The organism is Streptomyces sp. NPDC101219, assembly GCF_044767675.1.
In the GTDB taxonomy this organism is placed as follows: domain Bacteria; phylum Actinomycetota; class Actinomycetes; order Streptomycetales; family Streptomycetaceae; genus Streptomyces.
This window is the reverse complement of the sequence record NZ_JBIWOK010000011.1, coordinates 171,624-190,643: the sequence shown is the minus strand read 5'-3', so window position 1 is coordinate 190,643 and position 19,020 is coordinate 171,624. Positions and strand designations below refer to the sequence as shown.

At 70.5% G+C, this 19,020-nt stretch carries 16 protein-coding genes and 1 tRNA gene; 10 read left to right on the top strand and 7 right to left on the bottom strand.

Features of this window, described 5'->3' with window-relative positions:
• Window positions 1-135 precede the first annotated feature (135 nt).
• Together ACIRPP_RS22620 and ACIRPP_RS22615 are read right to left on the bottom strand one after the other, a co-directional pair.
• The gene (locus ACIRPP_RS22620) at window positions 136-1,029 is read right to left on the bottom strand and encodes a glycosyltransferase family 2 protein (RefSeq protein ID WP_403645908.1); all 894 of its coding nucleotides are present in this window, start codon (window positions 1,027-1,029) and stop codon (window positions 136-138) included.
• A 239-nt stretch (window positions 1,030-1,268) separates the two neighbouring features.
• Window positions 1,269-1,496: a hypothetical protein gene (locus ACIRPP_RS22615; protein ID WP_384667411.1), complete on the bottom strand. Its 228-nt coding sequence runs from the start codon at window positions 1,494-1,496 to the stop codon at window positions 1,269-1,271.
• 96 nt (window positions 1,497-1,592) lie between these two features.
• Between ACIRPP_RS22615 and ACIRPP_RS22610 the strand changes: the two genes are divergently transcribed.
• The 5 genes from ACIRPP_RS22610 to ACIRPP_RS22590 all read left to right on the top strand — a co-directional run bounded on the left by ACIRPP_RS22610 (window position 1,593) and on the right by ACIRPP_RS22590 (window position 6,106).
• On the top strand, window positions 1,593-2,177 hold the full coding sequence (locus ACIRPP_RS22610; RefSeq protein WP_403645710.1) for a GNAT family N-acetyltransferase: 585 nt from the start codon (window positions 1,593-1,595) through the stop codon (window positions 2,175-2,177).
• Between the two features lie 211 nt (window positions 2,178-2,388).
• Entirely contained in the window at window positions 2,389-2,865 is a 477-nt protein-coding gene (locus ACIRPP_RS22605) for a hypothetical protein (RefSeq protein WP_403645708.1), read from the top strand.
• A 5-nt stretch (window positions 2,866-2,870) separates the two neighbouring features.
• A complete protein-coding gene (locus ACIRPP_RS22600; protein WP_403645705.1) occupies window positions 2,871-4,991 on the top strand; it encodes a hypothetical protein in 2,121 nt (706 codons plus the stop codon).
• A complete protein-coding gene (locus ACIRPP_RS22595) occupies window positions 4,988-5,497 on the top strand; it encodes a hypothetical protein (RefSeq protein WP_164337634.1) in 510 nt (169 codons plus the stop codon). Before ACIRPP_RS22600 ends, ACIRPP_RS22595 begins: the two co-directional genes overlap by 4 nt.
• 114 nt (window positions 5,498-5,611) lie before the next feature.
• Window positions 5,612-6,106, top strand: a complete 495-nt coding sequence (locus ACIRPP_RS22590; protein ID WP_403645702.1) for a hypothetical protein — start codon at window positions 5,612-5,614, stop codon at window positions 6,104-6,106.
• 659 nt (window positions 6,107-6,765) lie between these two features.
• Here the strand turns inward: ACIRPP_RS22590 and ACIRPP_RS22585 are convergent.
• Window positions 6,766-7,479, bottom strand: a complete 714-nt coding sequence (locus ACIRPP_RS22585) for a UPF0158 family protein (protein ID WP_403645699.1) — start codon at window positions 7,477-7,479, stop codon at window positions 6,766-6,768.
• Between the two features lie 458 nt (window positions 7,480-7,937).
• Here ACIRPP_RS22585 and ACIRPP_RS22580 point away from each other — a divergent pair, with 458 nt between their 5' ends.
• The 5 genes from ACIRPP_RS22580 (at window position 7,938) to ACIRPP_RS22560 (ending at window position 11,542) form a co-directional block, all read left to right on the top strand.
• The gene (locus ACIRPP_RS22580; protein ID WP_403645696.1) at window positions 7,938-9,077 is read left to right on the top strand and encodes a hypothetical protein; all 1,140 of its coding nucleotides are present in this window, start codon (window positions 7,938-7,940) and stop codon (window positions 9,075-9,077) included.
• A gap of 132 nt (window positions 9,078-9,209) precedes the next feature.
• Window positions 9,210-9,761 carry a hypothetical protein gene (locus ACIRPP_RS22575; protein WP_403645693.1) on the top strand — a complete coding sequence of 184 codons (552 nt, stop codon included), beginning with the start codon at window positions 9,210-9,212 and terminating at the stop codon, window positions 9,759-9,761.
• Window positions 9,758-10,132 (top strand): DUF6907 domain-containing protein, encoded by a 375-nt coding sequence (locus tag ACIRPP_RS22570; RefSeq protein ID WP_403645690.1) that lies wholly within the window; start codon window positions 9,758-9,760, stop codon window positions 10,130-10,132. Before ACIRPP_RS22575 ends, ACIRPP_RS22570 begins: the two co-directional genes overlap by 4 nt.
• Before the next feature lie 391 nt (window positions 10,133-10,523).
• Window positions 10,524-10,886 carry a hypothetical protein gene (locus ACIRPP_RS22565; RefSeq protein WP_403645687.1) on the top strand — a complete coding sequence of 121 codons (363 nt, stop codon included), beginning with the start codon at window positions 10,524-10,526 and terminating at the stop codon, window positions 10,884-10,886.
• Window positions 10,883-11,542, top strand: coding sequence for a nucleotidyl transferase AbiEii/AbiGii toxin family protein (locus ACIRPP_RS22560; RefSeq protein ID WP_403645684.1), 660 nt, complete (start codon window positions 10,883-10,885; stop codon window positions 11,540-11,542). The genes ACIRPP_RS22565 and ACIRPP_RS22560 overlap by 4 nt, the downstream gene beginning before the upstream one ends.
• 617 nt (window positions 11,543-12,159) lie before the next feature.
• On the opposite strand, the gene ACIRPP_RS22555 is transcribed toward ACIRPP_RS22560, so the two are convergent.
• The 4 genes from ACIRPP_RS22555 to tmk form a co-directional block, all read right to left on the bottom strand.
• Window positions 12,160-12,236 (bottom strand) — tRNA-Thr (locus ACIRPP_RS22555).
• Between the two features lie 117 nt (window positions 12,237-12,353).
• A complete protein-coding gene (locus ACIRPP_RS22550) occupies window positions 12,354-14,000 on the bottom strand; it encodes an alpha/beta hydrolase (protein WP_403645681.1) in 1,647 nt (548 codons plus the stop codon).
• A gap of 138 nt (window positions 14,001-14,138) precedes the next feature.
• Window positions 14,139-15,344 carry a DNA polymerase III subunit delta' gene (locus ACIRPP_RS22545; protein WP_403645678.1) on the bottom strand — a complete coding sequence of 402 codons (1,206 nt, stop codon included), beginning with the start codon at window positions 15,342-15,344 and terminating at the stop codon, window positions 14,139-14,141.
• A gap of 240 nt (window positions 15,345-15,584) precedes the next feature.
• Window positions 15,585-18,854: a dTMP kinase gene (gene tmk, locus ACIRPP_RS22540; protein WP_403645675.1), complete on the bottom strand. Its 3,270-nt coding sequence runs from the start codon at window positions 18,852-18,854 to the stop codon at window positions 15,585-15,587.
• Window positions 18,855-19,020 lie beyond the last annotated feature (166 nt).

Genomic DNA, 19,020 nt, shown 5'->3' with positions numbered 1-19,020 from the left:
GCCCCTCGTCCCCAGACCGGGCCGGACGGAGAGAACAGACCGGGCCGGACCGAGAGCACAGGCCGGGCCGGGCAGAGAGCACAGGCCAAGCGGGGCTGAGCGCCCACGCCCGATGAAGGCGCCCCCGCAACCGGATCAGATGATCGGCGGCCGTCCCAGCCTGGTGAGCCGCCACGCCGTCCGCCAGCGCATGGCCCGCCGCTCCCCCGCCGGTTCCCGCAGACCCTCCAGGAAGCCGCCGAACCAGGCCCGCAGCCCGCGCGCCGACCGGCTCCGCACCAGCGTGAGCAGCACCCACACGCCGAGATGGACCGGCACGAGGACGAGCGGCAGCCGGCGCCGGACCAGCCAGACCCGGTTCCGGGCGGTCACCCGGAAGTAGATGGCGTGCCGGGCCGGCGAGGTCTTCGGGTGCTGCAGCAGCAGCTCGGGCGCGTAGAGGATGCGCCAGCCGGCGTCGACGGCGCGCCAGGCGAGGTCGGTCTCCTCGTGCGCGAAGAAGAACTGGGCGGGCCAGTCGCCGATCTCGTCGAGCATCCTCATCCGCAGCGCGTGGCCGCCGCCGAGGAACCCGGTCACGTAGCCGCCCCGCATCGGGTCGGACTGCCCGAGCCGCGGCACATGGCGCCGCTGCGTCTCCCCGGTCTCGTCGGCGATACGGAACCCGACGATGCCGAGCCGCGGATCCGCCGCGTACAGCTCACCCACCCGGCGCAGCACATCGGCGTCGACGAGCAGCCCGTCGTCGTCGAGGTCGACGACGACGTCCACGTCCCCGAACTCCCGCAGCCGCTCGAGCGCCACGTTCCGCCCGCCGGGGCAGCCGAGGTTCTCGTCCAGCTCGACGGTGGTGACCTCGCCGGGCAGCGACAGCCGCTGCTCGAACTCGGGCAGCGGGCAGCCGTTGCCCACGATGACGATGCGGGTCGGCGGCAGATCCTGCTTGGCCACGGACTCCAGCAGCGCGTCGACCTCGGCGGGCCGGTTGCCCATGGTCACCACCGCGACGGCGATCCTCGGCGTGTCGATGCCTCTCACCTCACTGCGGTACGGGAACTTCACTGGCCACGACGAGTGCGCACCTCGCACCACGCGCACCACTCGCATGACACGCATGACACGCATGACGCGCCTGCATGACGTGCATGACGGAGGGCGATGCTAGCCGTTCACGGTAAGGACCCCTTAAATGCGCCCGTCGGCCGTGCGCCGGCCACGGCAGTCCGGCGACGCCTCCTCACCGTCACCCCCTGGGAACGCGCCACGGATCACACCCCTGGGGACGCTCCCCAGCTCTCCGCGTCCCCGCCCCGCCATTCGATCAGCGCACTCTGCCGCACCCAGTCGTCGTCGACGTTCTCCAGCCCCGCCAGCCGCAGGAACTCGACGATGTCCAGCAGCCCGTACGCCATGCCGAGGAACCGCCCGCCCGCGCGGACCCGCCGCCCGCCGTCGGAGGCGGGCGGATAGATCACGATCGCCCGTGCGTCCGCCATGGGACCAGAGTGCGACGTGATCAGCGCGGGCGCACGTGGGACGCGTGCGACGGAGAGGGCCTGCGGCTCCCGCCCGGGCCGTGCCAAGCTGGTTCCATGACCACCGAGACGATCGAGGTGCGCCCGGCATCGGTTTTCGACGACGTACGTGCCGTCCTCGGCCCGAAATCGCCGACGGCCAACGTCTGCTGGTGCCTGAGCTACCGCATCCCGTCCCGGCTCAACAACGAGCTGCGCGGACCGGCCCGCGGCGATTACGTCGCCGACCTGTGCAGCGCCGACCCCCCGCCCGGAGTACTCGCCTACGCCGGTGACGACCCCGTCGGCTGGGCCGCCGTCGCCCCGCGCGCCGACACCTCCTTCGCCCGCAACCGCAAGATCCCCCACGTCGACGACCTGCCCGTCTGGTCCCTGTGGTGCATCCGCGTCCGGCCCGGCCACCGCAAGCAGGGCATCTCCCACGCCTTGATCGACGGCGCCGTCGAATTCGCCCGCGCCCACGGCGCCCCCGTCGTCGAGGCCTACCCGCTCGACAACGGCGACGCCCGCGTCGACCTGACCATGGCCTACGCCGGCCTCCGCAAGAACTTCCAACGCGCCGGCTTCGTCCACACCGCCGACACCACCTCGGTCCTCGCCGGCCACCCCCGCATCCTCATGCGCCGGGACCTGCGGGCCTGAGGGCACCGGCCGCCTGCCCGAGCCGATGCGGCGCCCGCACCTCCCAGTGGGCCCCGGTGCAGACCGATTTGCCCTCTTCGACTGTGAAGTTGCCGTGCACTCCAGGACCGTCCACGTCACATCGTCCGACCACATGACAGAGTGTTCGACGCCGGTGGGCAGCACACCGGGGTTTCGAGTGCAGTCGCATACGGGGAGGGGGTTCGTCCGCATGGCGTGGGACGAATGGGAGCAGATCAAGGCCGAGGTCGACCAGAAGCAGGCGACGTCGATGCAGTTGAATGGGGTCGCTCCCGATCCGGGCCATGGCGGCGGAGGCGCGGCACCCGATCTCGTCGTGCACGACGACCAGTTGGGCAAGCTGGGCAACATGGCCTACGACCTGCGCGAACGGCTGAGGGTCGACGGCGACCTCGCCCGGCCGAGCACGTTCAAGGCCTCCATCGATCTCTTCAACGACGGCCTGGACATGGGCTCCGCGCTCACCGCACTGCACGACGCGTGGAACACCAAGGCGGGCACCCTCAAGGAGGCGTGCGCCCACATCTCCAACCACCTTGACTTCACACGGGCCCAGCACGCCAAGGACGAGGAACACGTCGTGACCGGCATGCGGAACGCCACGGGGGACCTGATGACGGTGTCGCGGATCAACGAGTACTACGCCCCCAAGTCCGCGGAGGCCTGAGACGCGTGGCAACCGACATGCTGACGGTGGAAGAACTCAACAGCCTGCGCCTGGGCACGCTGAAGACCGCCGTGGACGACTGGCGGACCATGCTCGACCGGCTGGAGAAGCTCGCCACGGGCGGAGACGGCCAGGTCAGCGCCAAGGATCTGCAGAAGAAGGCCGCTGCGGCGGACTGGGCGGGCGTCAACGCCACCGTCTCCCGGCAGTTCGTGACCAGGACGGCAGCGCAGTTCAGCGACGCGGCCGCAGAGGCGAAGAGCGTACTGGGCATCCTGAGTGATGCCCACGCCGCGTTGACGCAGCACAAGCTGGACCTGCAGACCGCGCTCGACGACCTGGGGAAGCGTTACATCTACGTCGACGGCAAGGGCCGGGCCATAGCCTCGGTACCTCCTCCCATGGTCTCGGGGAAGAGCGACATCCCCAGGCCGTCGGATCAGGATCTGGAGATCGCGCAGCGCCGGGTCAGGAAGATCCTGTGGGAGGCGACGGAAACCGACCGGATCGCAGCCCGTGCCCTGCGTCGGCTCGCCAAGCACAAGTACGACTTCACCGACCAGGGGTCGACCGGCCTGAAGGACGCCGACCTCGACCAGGGCAGGGCGGACGCCGAGTACTGGCGCAGGGAGATCGCCAAGGGCAACGTCCAGGACTGGAGCGAGGCCAAGCTGGCCCGCTTCAACGAGACCCTGAAGAACCACCGGGACAATCCCGCCTTCACCGACAACCTCGTCCTCGACCTGGGCCCCGACGGCACGCTCCAGTTCTGGCGCGACCTGGCCGACCCCAAGGACACACCCGAGGGCGACCGCGCCAAGCTCCTCGGCGACGTCCAGAAGAACCTCAGCATGTCCCTCGCCACCGCCTCCCACAGCACCTCACCGGAGATGGAGGCGTGGAAGAAGGACCTCATCGCCGCAGGTGGCAAGGCGTACGGGCACGAAGGCATCATGACCAAGGCCTACGGCTTCCAGATCATGAGCAATCTCATGGTCAAGGGGAAGTTCGACGGGGACTTCCTGGACGACTACTACAAGGGCCTGCGCGCCTTCGAGGAGAAGAAGGGGTTCAACCCCGCGTCGCTCTGGGGCAACCCCAATATGGCAGGGACCCACCTCGACTACACGACCAAGGGCCCCGACGGCGAGTACGGAACGACCAGCAGCGACCCGATGGCCGGCTTCCTCCGCGCCGTATCGCACAACCCCGACTACGCCACCGAGCTGTTCGGCCGCGAGGACGCGGCCGACTACCTCCTCAATGAACGCGAGTACTACGACGAGGACAGCCCCTACCGCGAGGGCGACGGCACGATCCAGTCCCGCAACGCCCTCGGCAAGGCCCTGCTGGCAGCAGGCACCGGCCTGAACCCGGACCAGCCGCACGTCATCACGTCGTACGACCACACCGACGCACAGCGACAGGTCTTCGACGGCGCCCTCAGCCACCTGGCCGCCAAGGGCGACGACTTCCCGCCGGAACTGCGGGACGACATGGCGGTCCTCCTGGGCAACTGGGGGGCAGACGTGCACCAGACCGCAAGCTCGATCGGTCCCGGTGAAGGACCGCTCGATTACCACGACCTGCTGGAGGTTTCCAAACAGGTCTCGCGTGACCAGAGCGCCTACGGCATGCTGATGGAAAACGTGAATCAAGCCATTATCGCTGACATTCACGCTGAGCATAAGGGCGACCCGATCGAAGAGCTCATCCGGGCCGGACACACAGTTGGCTTCATGGAGTCCGCTCGCTATCAGGCGCTGACCACGGACACGGAAGACCCCTCTTGGCCTGCAAAGTGGGCATATCACGGGTTCGGAGGCGTAGCCAACTTCATCCCAGTGGTCGGCGATGCGGTGCAACGCGGGGTGGATTCCGCGGCCTACGCATGGCAACTGGAAGAGCAAAAACGTATCGACGATGACCTTGCCATCGACACCAGACGCACTTTTGAATCCCGAAATGATTACCTTGAGGCGCTGGGGTCGGAGTGGACGCGGGTAAATCCTGAGCATGAACTGTCCCAGGAAGGAAACACACGGGTATGGCAGAAGGAAATCGGAAGTAGCGCGTTCGACGGGAACGACACAGCAAACAGGGAGGCGGGGGTCAAACCGGAATGAAAAGCAACGCGCTTCGGCCGACCTTTCTGCTGGTTTCGGGCCTCACCCTGCTTCTCCTTGCCGTGGCAGGATGCAGCAACCCCGCCTCATATAAAATCCCCGACACGATCTGCGGCAGAGACATCGATCCGTCCGCACTGGAGCCACTTCTGCCCTCAGGGCAGCACTTTGAAGCTGTTCATGAGACCGACGACTACGAATCGGAGTGCGCAATCTCGGTGGACAAGTCCGAGGTGCTTCTGATTCAAGAATTTCGCGACCAGAATAAATCTGACATACGCAGCACCAGGATGGACAACCCCAAGCCGTCGGACGTCGGAGAAGAGGCTATGACTTCTGACAACTGGCTGATCTCGATGAACTCCTGCCCCCGACGAGGGAAGTACTACTTCCTCGACGTGATCATCACCGCGAACGGAGTGACCGAAGCAAAACCCAAGGAGCTCGAAGAGTTCGCGCGGACGTACCTGCCGGAAGGGCTGAAAAAGATGGGCTGCACCTCATAATCTCGCCCCCTCCCATCCAGCGGCGACCTCAAGGCGCTTGGATGCGTCCCGCAACCGGGCCTCGAAAGAAACCACTCCACGATGAAATGTGACGCACTGCGACCGTCACTTCTGTTGACGTCGGCCTTTGGCCTGCTCCTGACCGCCACCGTCGGGTGCAGCTCTTCCCAGAGGTACGAAATTCCCACAACCATCTGCGGACGGGAAATCGATCGGTCCGCGCTGCAGCCCCTGCTACCCTCCGGGAAGAACTTCGAAGCCCGGCCGCAGATTTCCGACGACGACCAGTCGTCGTGCCTCGTACTCGTTGACAAGTCCCGCAGGTTCCTCATAAGCGAGATTCGAGACCAGAACAGATTCGATGCCATGAAATTCGCGAGAGAGAACCGCTCCTCGCAAAATCCGAAAAGATCTGAGGTCGGCGACGACACCGTGACATCAGACCGCTGGCTCATGTCGATCAACGCCTGCACAGGACACGGCAGAGGGGACTACTACATTCTGGATCTGGACATCCTTGACGAAGGACAGTCGAAACCCAAGGAACTCGAGCGATTTGCCCAGTCCTATTTGCCGGATGCGATGAAGGCGATGGGTTGCACAGAATGACAGGCAGGTTGGCCGGCGGGTCACACGTCCGTGCTGATGGGGAGCGTGATCCGGGATCGGCCTCTCTCTGCCTTGCGGATCGGTCCTCCTCTCGCGCAGGTCCATGACGCATCGCCCCTTCGAGCGGCTCGCGACCGCCTCCGGGCTCCCGCCGATCCGGAGCAACGCAAGAGGCCAGGTCACGGATGAGTGACCTGGCCTCTGTCTGAGCCGCCTTCGGGATTCGAACCCGAGACCTACGCATTACGAGATCACCAGCGATCGTGACGCGGGGTGCCGCCCCGTGCCGCCGGTTCCGATTTTGGCTGATCAGAACACACGCGGCGTTCTGGCCCGTGCTATCGCGTCCATCTGGTCCAAAGGCGTCCGGCCTCCCCCTGGCCTCCCGTCCATGTCACATTCGCAGGTCCAGGGGCCGTCCGGTGGAGCCTTTGCGCGATTCCTGACCAGCAAGGTCGGACTGCAGGAAGCCAACAAGGCAGACCCGACTCGGAACTGCAGCTCCGGCCGGAGCGGAAGGCGCAGGCGACGGCCAGCTGCAACCATCCCGACTCCCTGGCCGACGCCCCACCCTCGGCCTCGCGCTGGAGAAGCTCGGCGGCCCTTTCCATCTGCGGTACAGCGGTACAAGTGCCCGGTTCGTCCGGCCCTTGCGCGGATCAGGTTCGCATCGTCTGCCGCAGTACCGGGAGCCTCGGGCAATAGCCCTCCTCGGCCAGCCAGGCGCGAGCCCGGCCGCGCTGTCGCTCATCACAGAACCGGTGGTACCGGCGCCAGGAACGCTCGTCACGGGCGAGGACGTCCTTGAAGCGCCGGAAGGCGCCCCGCCCGCCGATGGCCTTCCGCAGGCGGTCGGCGAGGACGACGTCGCCAAGCCCGTCGATGAACAGCTCCATGTCCCGGTAGCCGGCCCGGGAACCCAGAGCCGGCACGTACAGCCACCGCTCAGGATCGTCCGCCTCTTCGGGCTCCGGCTCGTCGGTGAACGCCGGCCAGCACTCCCCGGTGGACAGATCGATCCGGCCACCCGACTCAGCCGGGTCGCCCTCCAGCAGCATGGCGAGCATCTCCAGATCGACGGCGAGCGGGCGCAGGAAGGGGATCGCCGCGTCTCCCGTGGCCGCGCGCAACCGGTCAGCCAGTTCCGCGTCGCCCCGGAATCCGCGCTCCCGAAGCGCGCCGAGAAACAAGCCCGCCATCTCCGCAGCCTCCGGCAGGCCCTGCGCCGCGGCCACGGCCACACCATCGCCGGCCAACTGCAGCACCTCACGCACGGGACCGCGACGCAACGCGGCAAGCAGCGCCACCCCGTCCTGAGCATGGAGCGCGCCGCGCACGGCTCGCAGCCCGTCCTCGTCCCATCCTTCGACCACGACTCCGACGGTAGCGCGCGCCATCCAGAACGTACGACGCCGGGACTCACCGGTTTCCCGCCGCCCGACTCCGCGCCGGTACCGGTCTCACCTCTCGCTTTCGCAACCAGGCGGTGTTGCCTTGGCCAGCGGTGCCACTTACGGCCACTCTTGCCGGCGCGGCGCCCATGCTTCCTGGCGCGGCCGATGCGTGCGGCGGGCGCTTTGATCGGTGCCACGCCGGTCGACGCCGACACCGTCGCCCTCGCCGCCGCGTAGACCGCTGCCCGGGGCAGGCAGGGACACCTCCCCGGATGGCCCGAAGCAAAGCAAAGTGCGCATTCTACGCGCCGCCCGTCCGGCGACAGTCGGCAGCCGAGGCCGAACCGCCCGAACGTGGACTGCCCGCCTCGACCGCGCCCGCCAGCGCGACTATGCCGACACGACACACACCAGAACTCCTCGAAGGAGCGCACCACATGACCATCACGACAACGAACTACAGCGGCGGCGAAACCCTCATCCCCCTCGTCACCAGGCTCGTCGACGGCAGCCGTGCCCGTGCCGAGCAGCCCGAGCCCCCCACCGCCGAGCCGGGGGCCCCGGCTACGGACACCGTCATCGTTGCCATTGGCCGCTGCCCCTCGCTCACCGCCGAGGCGGGCGTCGAGTACTGGTCCACCCCCGACATGACCAACTACTCGTACGAGTGCGTCTACGACCCAAAGCGGGTCCGCCTCGACCAGGCCGAGGCGTGGCTGCGCACCCAGCTCGCCGAGCGCGGCATCACCGTGGCCGAGTTCCTCAACGAGGACGACAAGCCGGAGCCAAACAGCTTCGACCTCGCCAAGGTCATCGCCGCCATGCCCGCTGCCGTCGACGAGGCCATGAGGAAGACCCTCCCCGGCTACTACTCGCCGGACAAGGCCGCGGAGATCGCGCAGGTTGCGATCGAGATGCTCCGCTCCGGACAGGCGCCCGCCGAGCAGCCCCTCACCGCCGCCGACCGCGGCCGCGCCTGGCAGATCAAGTACCTGTGCGCGATGCCCGACTGCGGCCTCGACCACGCCGGCGCGGACGGCGAACCCGGATGGCACGCCACCACCCCGATCGAGACCACCGTCCGGGACATCGACACCGACAACCTCGGCAACGAGAACGAGCCGTTCCTCGCCGCGCAGATCGTCGTCCACGACTACCGGGCACAGGCCTACGGCCGCACGACCGAGATGTGGCTGCACTACGGCGTCCACACAGGTGCGCTCGCCCCGAGCGCGGCGCGTGACGTCGCGGTCGAAGGCATCGCGTTCTTCGAGCGGCTGCTCGCCCTCTGCGACCGCGCGGACGTGATCGCCCGCGGTGACTTCGAGGGTGACCCGGAGGTCGCACGCTGCGACCGGGAGGCCGAGGACGCCCGGATCAGGGAGATCACGGCCCGGCGGGAGCAGCGCACCGCCGATGCGGTCGCGGTGGTCCGTGAGCGGCAGGCCACCGCTGAGGGGCCGCTGGCGGAGGTCATGGGTGCGATGACGGACCTGATCGCGAAGACCGGTGACCCTGACGGGGTAGCGGGGTTTGTCCGTGACCATCTCGCTGCCCTGAAGCGCGCTGAGGCGTAGCCGCCCCTCGATCGGCCGTCCGGGGCGTGGCGGGGAGGCCCGCCTCGGACGGCACCAGACAGGCCCGGGCTCAGCGACTTCACCGCTGGCCCGGGCCTGGATCCGCACCCTGACCAAACCAGGAGCCAGACCTTGTCCAGCCCCGTAACCAGTTACGGAAGCCCGCCCACCCCGACCACGCCCGAGCCCAGCAACCTCGACGTGGCGATCCGCGTCGCCCAACGCATCCTCGCCGCCTACGGTGACAGCAGCCGCGTCGGCTCCTCCTGCCCGGAGGCATGCGGCGCCCAGCGCGAAGCCCTCCGAATCGCCCTGCGTGCCCTCGGCGCCGACAACAAGAAAGGGCCCGGTCTGGTCCGGACTCCTGGTGAGCAGCACGAAAACCGGCGTTGCCCTGCCGCCCACCCCGACGACCCCACCCCCTGCACCGGCCGGCCTACCGTCACCGTCCTCGACTGGCGCAACGCCGGTGCCGACGGATGCAGGCACCACTCCGCCCGGCTCCTCGCCCCCCTCGACGGCGGACGCGTCTGCGGCCTGCCGCACGCCACACACGGCACCGCCATCGCCGTGTGCAAGGCCGCCGCCGACCTCCGCCCGTTCCCCTGGAACACCGACGCCCCTCGCGCCCGGCCGGAGCAGCTCAGCCGCATGGAGAACCGCGTCTGGGGTGAGGCCCGATGACCGAGCCCCGCATGGTCACCGTCACCATCCACGAGACCCGCGACATCGAGATCCCCGAACCCGACTGGTGCATCGACCCCCACGGCGGCGCCAACTACTTCACCGACCTCACCCACAACGGCCGCGAGATCGCGGCACGCTTCGACGGCCGCCGCGGCACCGTCCACTACCTCACCGCATGGATCTCCCACGCCCCCTACATGGAGAGGCAGTCCGAGCCGCTGCCCGTGATCGCGGTGGAGGTCGACGGCGACGCCGTGTCGATGACCCCGGACCAGGTCCGAGAGTTCACCGCCACGACCCGCGAACACCTGGACGCCCTCGACCGGTTGGCCGCCGAGGCTGAGCGGATCCGCGGAGAAGCCCCGTGAGCCGCCTCCTTCGTGCCCCGCCCGACCGGAGGCTGCTGCGCTCCGCGCGATGGCCCGGTCCGGCTAGAGCGCCTACCGCCCGTCCCGCCCACGGGAGGCCGTCACACAACCGGACCACCGCCCGTGCCGCCGCCGGCCCGGCGGCCTGGGCCCATCCCCTGACCAAACCAGGGGCCAGACCTTGCCCATTACCGTCCCCACGCCCAGGCACCTACTCAGGGCAGCACTCACAATCCCAGCGACCTCGCCGTCGCGATGCGTGTCGCCCTGATGATGCGGTGAGTATCCGCCAGGGAGATGTCGACGGAGGTGAACGGCGCCTGACCCACACATATGGCGGGAGAGATCCGTATCCGTCATACCGCCGCCTCCCACCAGGGATACTGGACGCATGGATGCGACGACTACCGCCCCCCGCGCCGAGGTGCTGCGGGACCGCTACCGCAGTCGGCTGCCCGAGCGCCTGCAGGAGCTTGTCGGCCCTGTGGAGGGCATCGTCGACCTGCCGCTGCACATCGCCTGGTCCGGGCGGACGAGCTACAGTCTGGACCGCCCGAAGTCCCGTATGACGCTCTACCGGACTGTCCTTGCCGAGGGCCTGCGCGAGGATGTGGCGGCCTTCCTGCACCACCGGCTGCTGGACGAGCAGTGGCCCGTTCTGCGCCGCCTGGTCAGCCCCTACATCCGCGAGGTCTGGGAGGACGCCTTCCCTGAACTCCCGCGCACCGCTCCGGCCGACGCGACCGCCGCGTGAAGCTCACCCCGCTCCACGAGCGTCTCCTTGCCGACATCCTCGACCTCGGCTCCCCCTACCCTCTGGTCCTCACCGGCGGATACGCCGTGCAGGCCCACGGCCTGGTCGAACGCTTCAGCCGCGACCTCGACGTCGCCACCGAGAATCCCGCCCCGATGGACGAGATCGTCGCCTCCCTCACAACTGGCCTCGCCGCGCGCGGCTGGCGGACCACGCACGTCCAGACCGACCCGCTCAGCGGCCGGTTCCTCGTCACCGACCCGGACACCGGCGAGGAATGTGAGGTCGACGTCCTCAAGGAGGCATTCTGGGCCCCGCCTACCCAGACCCCCTACGGCCCCGTCCTCTCCCTCGACGACGTGATCGGCACCAAGGTCCGCGCCCTCGCCGACCGCGGCACCGTCCGCGACCTCATCGACGTCCAGGCGGCCTCCCGCCACCGCTCCACCGCCGACCTCGAATCCCTCGGCCGCCGCCGCGCCCACGACGAGTTCAGTCTCGAGGACCTCCGCGACCGGCTCACCGGCGCGGACTGGTACGAGGATGAGGACTACGCCGCGTACGGGCTCACCTCCCGGCAGATCGCAGAGCTCAAGGCATGGGCGCTGGAGTGGGCGGAGGACCTGGGGGCGCGCATCCACGATGAGAACGCCTGACGAAGGGCCGTACCCCTCTCCGCTCGGCGTGATCACTCGCCGCACGGTGGTGTCGAGAGCTCGGCCCGGACAGTCTTACCGCTGGACGAGTAGAGGATGCTGTCCCGACCGCAGCGGTCGGCAGCGCGATAGCGCCATCGACAACCCAAGTGTCGCGGGACGGGTACGAGTGGATCTCGGCGTAACGCCTGCGGGTATCCATCAGCCCAGCGCGCCCATCAACGCCCTGCCCCTATGACGGCGGAATGACGCAGTGGCACAGGTTGGCAGTTCTCGACAAGGAACGGCCACCGTCACCAGCGTGTTCGCGACCGCAGCGGTCGCGTTTTTCCGTTTCCCCCACCCTCTTCGGCCGCTCCACGGCCGCCCGTGCTGCACCCTCGCTGCATCGATGGCCTCCCCTCGGCCTCCCCTGCCTACTGAGTCCTGGTCCGAAACAGGCGCCCATCCGCATAAATATGCAGGTCAACGACCTACCTGTCGTCAGATTCACCGAGCGTGGAGACCTCACAACCTACGCACGGGAATGCGTAGGTCAACAGGTGCTCCAAATCGACGCTTCCATGGTCAAGGAAAAGAAAAAACCGCAGGTCATAGGCTTGACCTGCGGTTCACAATGGAGCCGCCTTCGGGATTCGAACCCGAGACCTACGCATTACGAGTGCGTTGCTCTGGCCATCTGAGCTAAGGCGGCGTGCTGTCGGCACCATGGTGCGATCGACAACGACGGTAAGTCTACACAGTTCCGAGGGGTGCTTCGCACACGCCCTGGGGACGGGGATCAGGCCCGTCCCCAGGGGGTCAAGGGCGGCTACCGGCAGCGCTTGCCGTCGGCAGGCGGGGTGCCCTCGACGAGGTGGGCGTTGATCGCGGCGTCGATGCAGGCGCTGCCGCGGCCGTAGGCGGTGTGGCCGTCGCCGTCGTAGGTGAGGAGGCGGGCGGTGTCGAGCTGGGCGGCCAGTGCCTCGGACCAGCGGTAGGGGGTGGCCGGGTCGCGGGTGGTGCCGACGACGACGATCGGGGCGGCGCCCTGGGCCTCGATGCGCTGGGGCTGTCCGGTGGGCGCCACGGGCCAGTGCGCGCAGTTCAGGGCGGCCCAGGCGAGGCCCTCGCCGAAGACGGGGGACGCCTTCTCGAAGTCGGGCAGGGCCTTGCGCACCTGCTCGGGGGTCTCGAAGGCGGGCGGCAGGTCGAGGCAGTTGACGGCCGCGTTGGCGAACATCAGGTTGGAGTAGCGGCCGCCGGCGTCGCGCTCGTAGTAGCTGTCGGACAGGAAGAGGAGTCCGGCGCCGTCGTTCTCCTTCATGGCCGAGGTCAGCGACTCGCGCAGTTGCTGCCAGGCGCCCTCGTCGTACATGGCGGCGATCACACCGGTGGTGGCCAGCGACTCGGTGAGCTTGCGGTCGTCGGCGTCGCCTGCGGGGAGAGGGGTCGCGTCCAGCTGGTCGAAGAACGCCTTGAGGTTCTTGCCGACCTGCTGGGGGCTGGTGCCCTTGTCGCCGAGGGGGCAGTCGCTCTGCCGTACGCAGTCCTCGGCGAAGGCGGTGAAGGCCGTGTCGAAGCCCGCCGTCTGCTCCATGTTCAGCTGCCGCGCCGGCAGGGAGGGGTCCATCGCGCCGTCCAGGACCAGCCGGCCCGTCCGGTGCGGGTAGAGCCCGGCGTAGGCGGCGCCGAGGAACGTCCCGTACGAGGCGCCGACGTAGTTGAGCTTCTGGTCGCCCAGCGCGGCCCGCACGATGTCCATGTCCCGGGCCGCTTCCAGCGTGGACACGTGACGCAGCAGCTTCGGCGCGTCCGCCCCGCAGCCCTCGGCGAACTTCTTGTACGCCGTGACGAGCGCCCGGGTTTCCTTCTCGTCGTCGGGGGTCAGGTCCGTCTGCGTGTACGCGTCCATGCCGGGCCCGTCCAGGCATTCGACGGGTTCGCTGCGGGCGACGCCACGGGGGTCGACGGCGACCATGTCGTAGCGGGCGCGGACCTCGGCCGGGTAGCCGATGCCCGCGTACGCCTGGAGGTAGCCGATCGCCGAGCCGCCCGGTCCGCCGGGGTTCACCAGCAGGGAGCCGAGCCGCTTCCCCGGCCCGGTGGCCTTCTTGCGGGCGACGGCGAGTCGGACGTCACCGGCCGATGGTTCGGCGTAGTCGAGGGGGGCCTTGAGAGTGGCGCACTGGAAGCCGGGGACACCGCAGTCGCGCCAGGCCGGCTTCTGCGCGTAGTACGAGGTGAGCGCGGCGGGGATGCTGCGCGGCAGGGGAGCCAGCTTCGCCACTTCCTCCGCGGCGCTGCTGCCGGCGCTCGTCATGCTCCCGGACGAGCAGCCGGCCATCAGCAGCGCGACGGCGGCGAGCAGGATCGCTCCGGTGCGGGTTCTGCCGGCCTTGCCGGCCGTGCCGGTCCTGCGGGTGCTGTCGGAGCTGCGGGTCCTGCCGGTCGTGCGGGGGGTGCGCCGTGGGTCCATGTCGCGAGCGTAACCGTGCGCGACCACTTGAGTGCCGTGTGTGGACGTCGTGCCTCGTACGAGTTACCGGCCGGCCGCTCCGGCGGCGGAGACCGCGGGAGGCCGGGCCGCGGAGTGACAACGGCGGTGGCGGTTGCGTCAGCCGGCTCTGAGGGCCATGGTCATCGCCTCCACCGCCAGGAGCGGGGCCACGTTGCGGTCGAGGGCCTCTCCGCAGGCGGCGATCGCCTCGATGCGGCGGAGTGTGGACTCGGGCGTGCTGGAGCGGGCCAGGCGGTGCAGCGCGTCCTCGCTGTCGGCGTTGGCGATGGCGACGCGCGAGCCGAGCTGCAGGGCGAGGACGTCGCGGTAGAAGCTGGTCAGGTCGGCGAGGGCCAGGTCGAGGCTGTCGCGCTGCGTCCGCGTCCTGCGGCGCTTCTGCATGTCCTCCAGTTCCTTGACCACGCCGGCCGTGCCGCGCGGGAGACGGCCGCCCTGGGCCGCGCCGAGCGCCGCCTTCAGCTCGTCCGTCTCCTTGGTGTCCGTCTCCTCGGCGAGCTGCTTGGCGTCCTCCGCGGCGGCGTCGACGAGTTCCTGGGCGGCCTTGAGCGCGCCGCCGACGTCCTCCACACGCAGCGGCAGCTTCAGTACGGCGGCGCGGCGGGCGCGGGCCGCCGGGTCGGTGGCCAGGCGCCGGGCCCGGTCGACGTGGCCCTGGGTGGCGCGGGCCGCCGCGGCGGCGACCTCCGGTTCGACGCCCTCGCGACGGACGAGCATGTCGGCGACGGCGTCCACGGACGGGGTCGTCAGGTTGAGGTGGCGGCAGCGGGATCGGATCGTCGGCAGGACGTCCTCGACCGAGGGGGCGCACAGCAGCCAGACGGTGCGGGGGGCGGGTTCCTCGACCGCCTTCAGCACCGCGTTGGCGGACTTCTCGTTCAGCCGCTCGGCGTCCTCGACGAGGATGATCTGCCAGCGGCCGTTCGCCGGGGCGGTGAAGGACTTCCGCACGGTGTCGCGCATGTCCTTCACCAGGATCTCCGCACCGACGGCGGCGACCGTGCTCACGTCGGCGTGGGTGCCGATGAGGGCGGTGTGGCAGCCGTCGCAGAAGCCGCAGCCCGGGGAGCCGCCGAGCGCGCGGTCGGGGCTGACGCACTGCAGGGCGGCGGCGAAGGCCCGGGCCGCCTGGTTGCGGCCAGCGCCGGGCGGGCCGGTGAACAGCCACGCATGCGTCATCTTCGACGCGTCCGGTGGAGGTGCGTCGGCCGTGGCGGCGGTGACGAGCGCGTCGGCGTCCCGGGCGGCTGCGTCGAGCTGCTCGCTCACCCGCTGCTGCCCGACGAGGTCGTCCCACACGGTCATGGGGTCACGCCGTCCTTCCGTCCCGCCACGTCATCCGCCCGCATCCGCCCGCATCCGCCCGCCCTCGGGGCGCGCACACCGGTGCCTGCGCTGTCCCGCTGTCCCGCTGTCCCGCAGTCCCGCAGTCCCGCAGTCCCGCAGTCCCGCAGTCCCGCAGTCCATTGTGGGGGGCGGCACTGACAGGGCCGTCCCCCACCGCCCGTGTCCGGGCTGGGCGCAAGGGCCGCGGCCCTTGCGCCCTCAGCGGCGTCGTCCGCGTCCCCGGCCGCCCTCGTCCTCACCGGGGCCGTCCTCCTCGCGCGGGCCGAGCAGTTCGTCGGCCAGCGTCGGGAGGTCGTCCAGCGGGGTCTCCTCGGCCCAGTCCGACCGCTTCCGGCGCCGCCGGGACGCCGCTCCCTCGGCGGCCTCCACCTGCGGCAGCTCACGTGTGCTGTCGACGGCGCCCGCTGACGCCTCGGGGCCGCCCTGCGTGCGCTCGTCGCGGAAGTAGCCCGGAGGCACCCCGGCGTTCCCGGCGTCCGGGCCGTCGCCGCGCACCGGGGGCAGCACAGCGGTCTCGTCCGCGGCACCCGGCGGTACGGCGGGCAGGACGGCCGTCTCGTCGACGGCGCCCGGCGGGACCGGAGGCTTCGGCAGTTCGGTCGTCACCTCGGCCTCGGAGGGGCCGGACCGCTCCGGCCGTCGCGCCGCACCCTCGCGGGTCCCGGCTCCGGCACCGGAACCCGCAGCCGGGTCGGCTCCCGCCGCTTCGTCGCCCCGCACCCTGGGCAGCACCGCCGTCTCGTCCACCGGCCCGCCGGAGGCGTTGGTCGGCGTCACCACGGGCGTCGGCACGGTCATCGCGTCCGAGGACTGGGCGTGCGGAGCCGCGCCGGGGGCTTCACGCTTCGGGCCGGCCTCCGCCGCCGCGGCCGCCTGCTCGGCGAGCCGCCGGGCCTCCTCGGCGCGGCGCAGTGCCTCCTCGGCCTTGCGCTGCTTCTCCAGGCGGAGCGCCTCGGCCTCGGCCCGCAGCCGGGCCTCCTCCTCGGCCTGCTTGCGGCGGCGGTCCTCCTCCGCCTTGCGGCGGGCCTCCTCCTCGGCGCGTGCCTTCTCCTCCGCGAGGAGCCGCTGTCGCTCCTCCTCGGCGCGGCGGGCGGCTTCCTCGGCGCGCTGCCGGGCCTCCTCCGCCTGGCGTTCCGCCTCGCGCCGCTGGGCCTCCTCGAGTTCGCGCCGCTTGCGCTCCTCCTCCTCGGCACGCAGCCGCGCGAGCTGCTCCTGGCGCTCGCGCTCCAGGCGCTCCTCCTCGGCCTTGCGCGCCGCCTCTTCCTCCGCCTTGCGGCGGGCCTCCTCCTCGGCCTTGCGGCGGGCCTCCTCGCGGGCCTGGATCTCGGCCTCGGACAGCGGCAGCACCTGGTCCAGGCGGTGCCGGACCACGGTGGTGACGGCCTCCGGCTCCTGTCCGGCGTCGACCACCAGGTAGCGGCCGGGGTCGGCCGCGGCCAGGGTGAGGAAACCGGCCCGCACGCGGGCGTGGAACTCGGCGGGCTCCGACTCCAGCCGGTCCGGGGCCTCCGTGAACCGCTCACGCGCGGTCTCCGGCGCCACGTCCAGCAGCACCGTCAGGTGGGGTACCAGCCCGTCGGTCGCCCAGCGGTTGATGCGGGCGATCTCGGTCGGGGACAGGTCCCGTCCGGCGCCCTGGTAGGCGACCGACGAGTCGATGTAGCGGTCCGAGATGACGACCGCGCCGCGTTCCAGGGCTGGGCGTACGACGGTGTCGATGTGCTCCGCGCGGTCCGCCGCGTACAGCAGGGCCTCCGCGCGGTGGGAGAGTCCGGCGCTGGAGACGTCGAGCAGGATCGACCGCAGCCGCTTGCCGACCGGTGTCGCTCCGGGTTCCCGGGTGAGGACGACCTCGTGGCCCTTGCCCCTGATCCACTCGGCGAGCGCCTCGGCCTGCGTCGACTTGCCTGCCCCGTCGCCGCCTTCCAGGGCGATGAAGAAGCCGGTCGTGGCGGGCGTAGGTCCGGGGTCGTCGCCGCCGAGCAGGGCGTCGCGCAGGTCGTGGCGCAGCGGCACACCGGAGCGGTCGTCGACCTTGGCGAGGACCAGGGCGGCCACCGGCAGCAGCAGGGCACCGACCAGCATCAGGGTGAACGCGGCTCCGCCGTGGGCGAAGACGAACCGGCCGTTCTCCAGCCGGTGCGGGCCGATGAGCGCGGCGACCAGCGGTGCGATCAGCGCGCCGAGGGCCACGAAGACCCGGACGACCGCGTGCAGGTGCTCCGTGGTGCGGGCCCGGCGCTGCTCCTCGGTCTCCTGGTCGAGCAGGGTGTGCCCGACGTTGGCCGCGGTGCCCGCGCCGACACCGGCGAGGGCGAGGATCAGCAGCACGCTCGTGACGTCGGGCACCAGTCCGGCGGCCAGCAGCGCCACGCCGGTGAAGGCGAGCGCCAGGGCGAGCAGCCGGCGGCGGGACAGCGACGGCAGCAGGGACGGCGCCGTACGGATGCCGACGACGACACCGCCGGTCAGTGCGCCCACCATCAGCCCGTAGAGCACGGGGCCGCCGTCCAGGTCGGTGGCGTGGAGCACGGCCACGGAGACGGCGGCGGAGACCGCCGCGGCGACGGACGCGGACGCGAACACCAGCAGCGGCATCGCGCCCGTGCGGCCCTTCTCGGAGCCGGCGGCGCTCTTCGGGCGGCGCAGTCCCTCCAGCGGTGACCGCGCGCGCGGGGTGCGCGTCCCGGGCAGCTCCAGGAACGTGAGGACGGACAGCGAGGCGGCGAACAGCCCGGCCGCGACATAGGACGCGAGGGCCGCCTGGTGGGCGTCGAACCAGGCGATGCCGGTGCCCAGCAGGTTGTTGAACAGGCCCGCGACGACGAGCGCGACCGCCGCGAGCGGGATGGCGACGAAGCCGGTGCGCAGCGACAGGCGGCGCAGGGCGTCCAGGTGGTCGGGCAGCGGCCGTACGGTCGCGCCCTCCGGCGGCGGGGCGGGCAGCAGCGCGGGCGCCGCGCTCTCCCGGCACACGGTCCAGAACCGCTCGGCGACACCGGTCACGAAGACGGTGACGAGGAGGGCGGCGAGCGCTTCGTCGGGCGTCCAGTCGATCCACAGGGGCGCGACGATGAGCAGCAGGGCCCGCAGCCCGTCCGCGCCGACCATGGTCCACCGGCGGTCCAGCGGTCCGTCCGGCGAGGTTAGTGAGGTCAGGGGGCCGAGGAGGACGGCGCCGAACAGCAGGGTGGCGAGGATCCGCACACCGAAAACGGTCGCCACTGCGAACGCCACGCCCCGGTAGCCGCCCCCGAAGGAGCCCTGGGCGATGGCCGCTTGGAGGGCGAGGAGGACCAGCACCAGGAGGGCGAGGGTGTCGCCGACACCGCCCACGAGTTGTGCGCTCCAGAGGCGCTTCAGCTGCGGTCGGCGCAGCAGGGCACGGACGGCGCGCTCGCGGGAGTCCGCGACCAGGGCGTCGTCGGGGGCCGGTTGAGGGGCCGTGGGCTGCTCGGCTCGCGTCATGCGTTCAGCCTATCGGCCCGCACCCACAACCCGGAGGGCCCTCATGACATGCGCACGCCCCGACACCGAAGTGTTGCCGGAGCGTTCGCATTCCGAACCACGCGGAGCGGCGTCCTCCGTGGAGAAGGACGCCGGACGGGCCGCCGAAGGCGAGGGATCTCCCGCG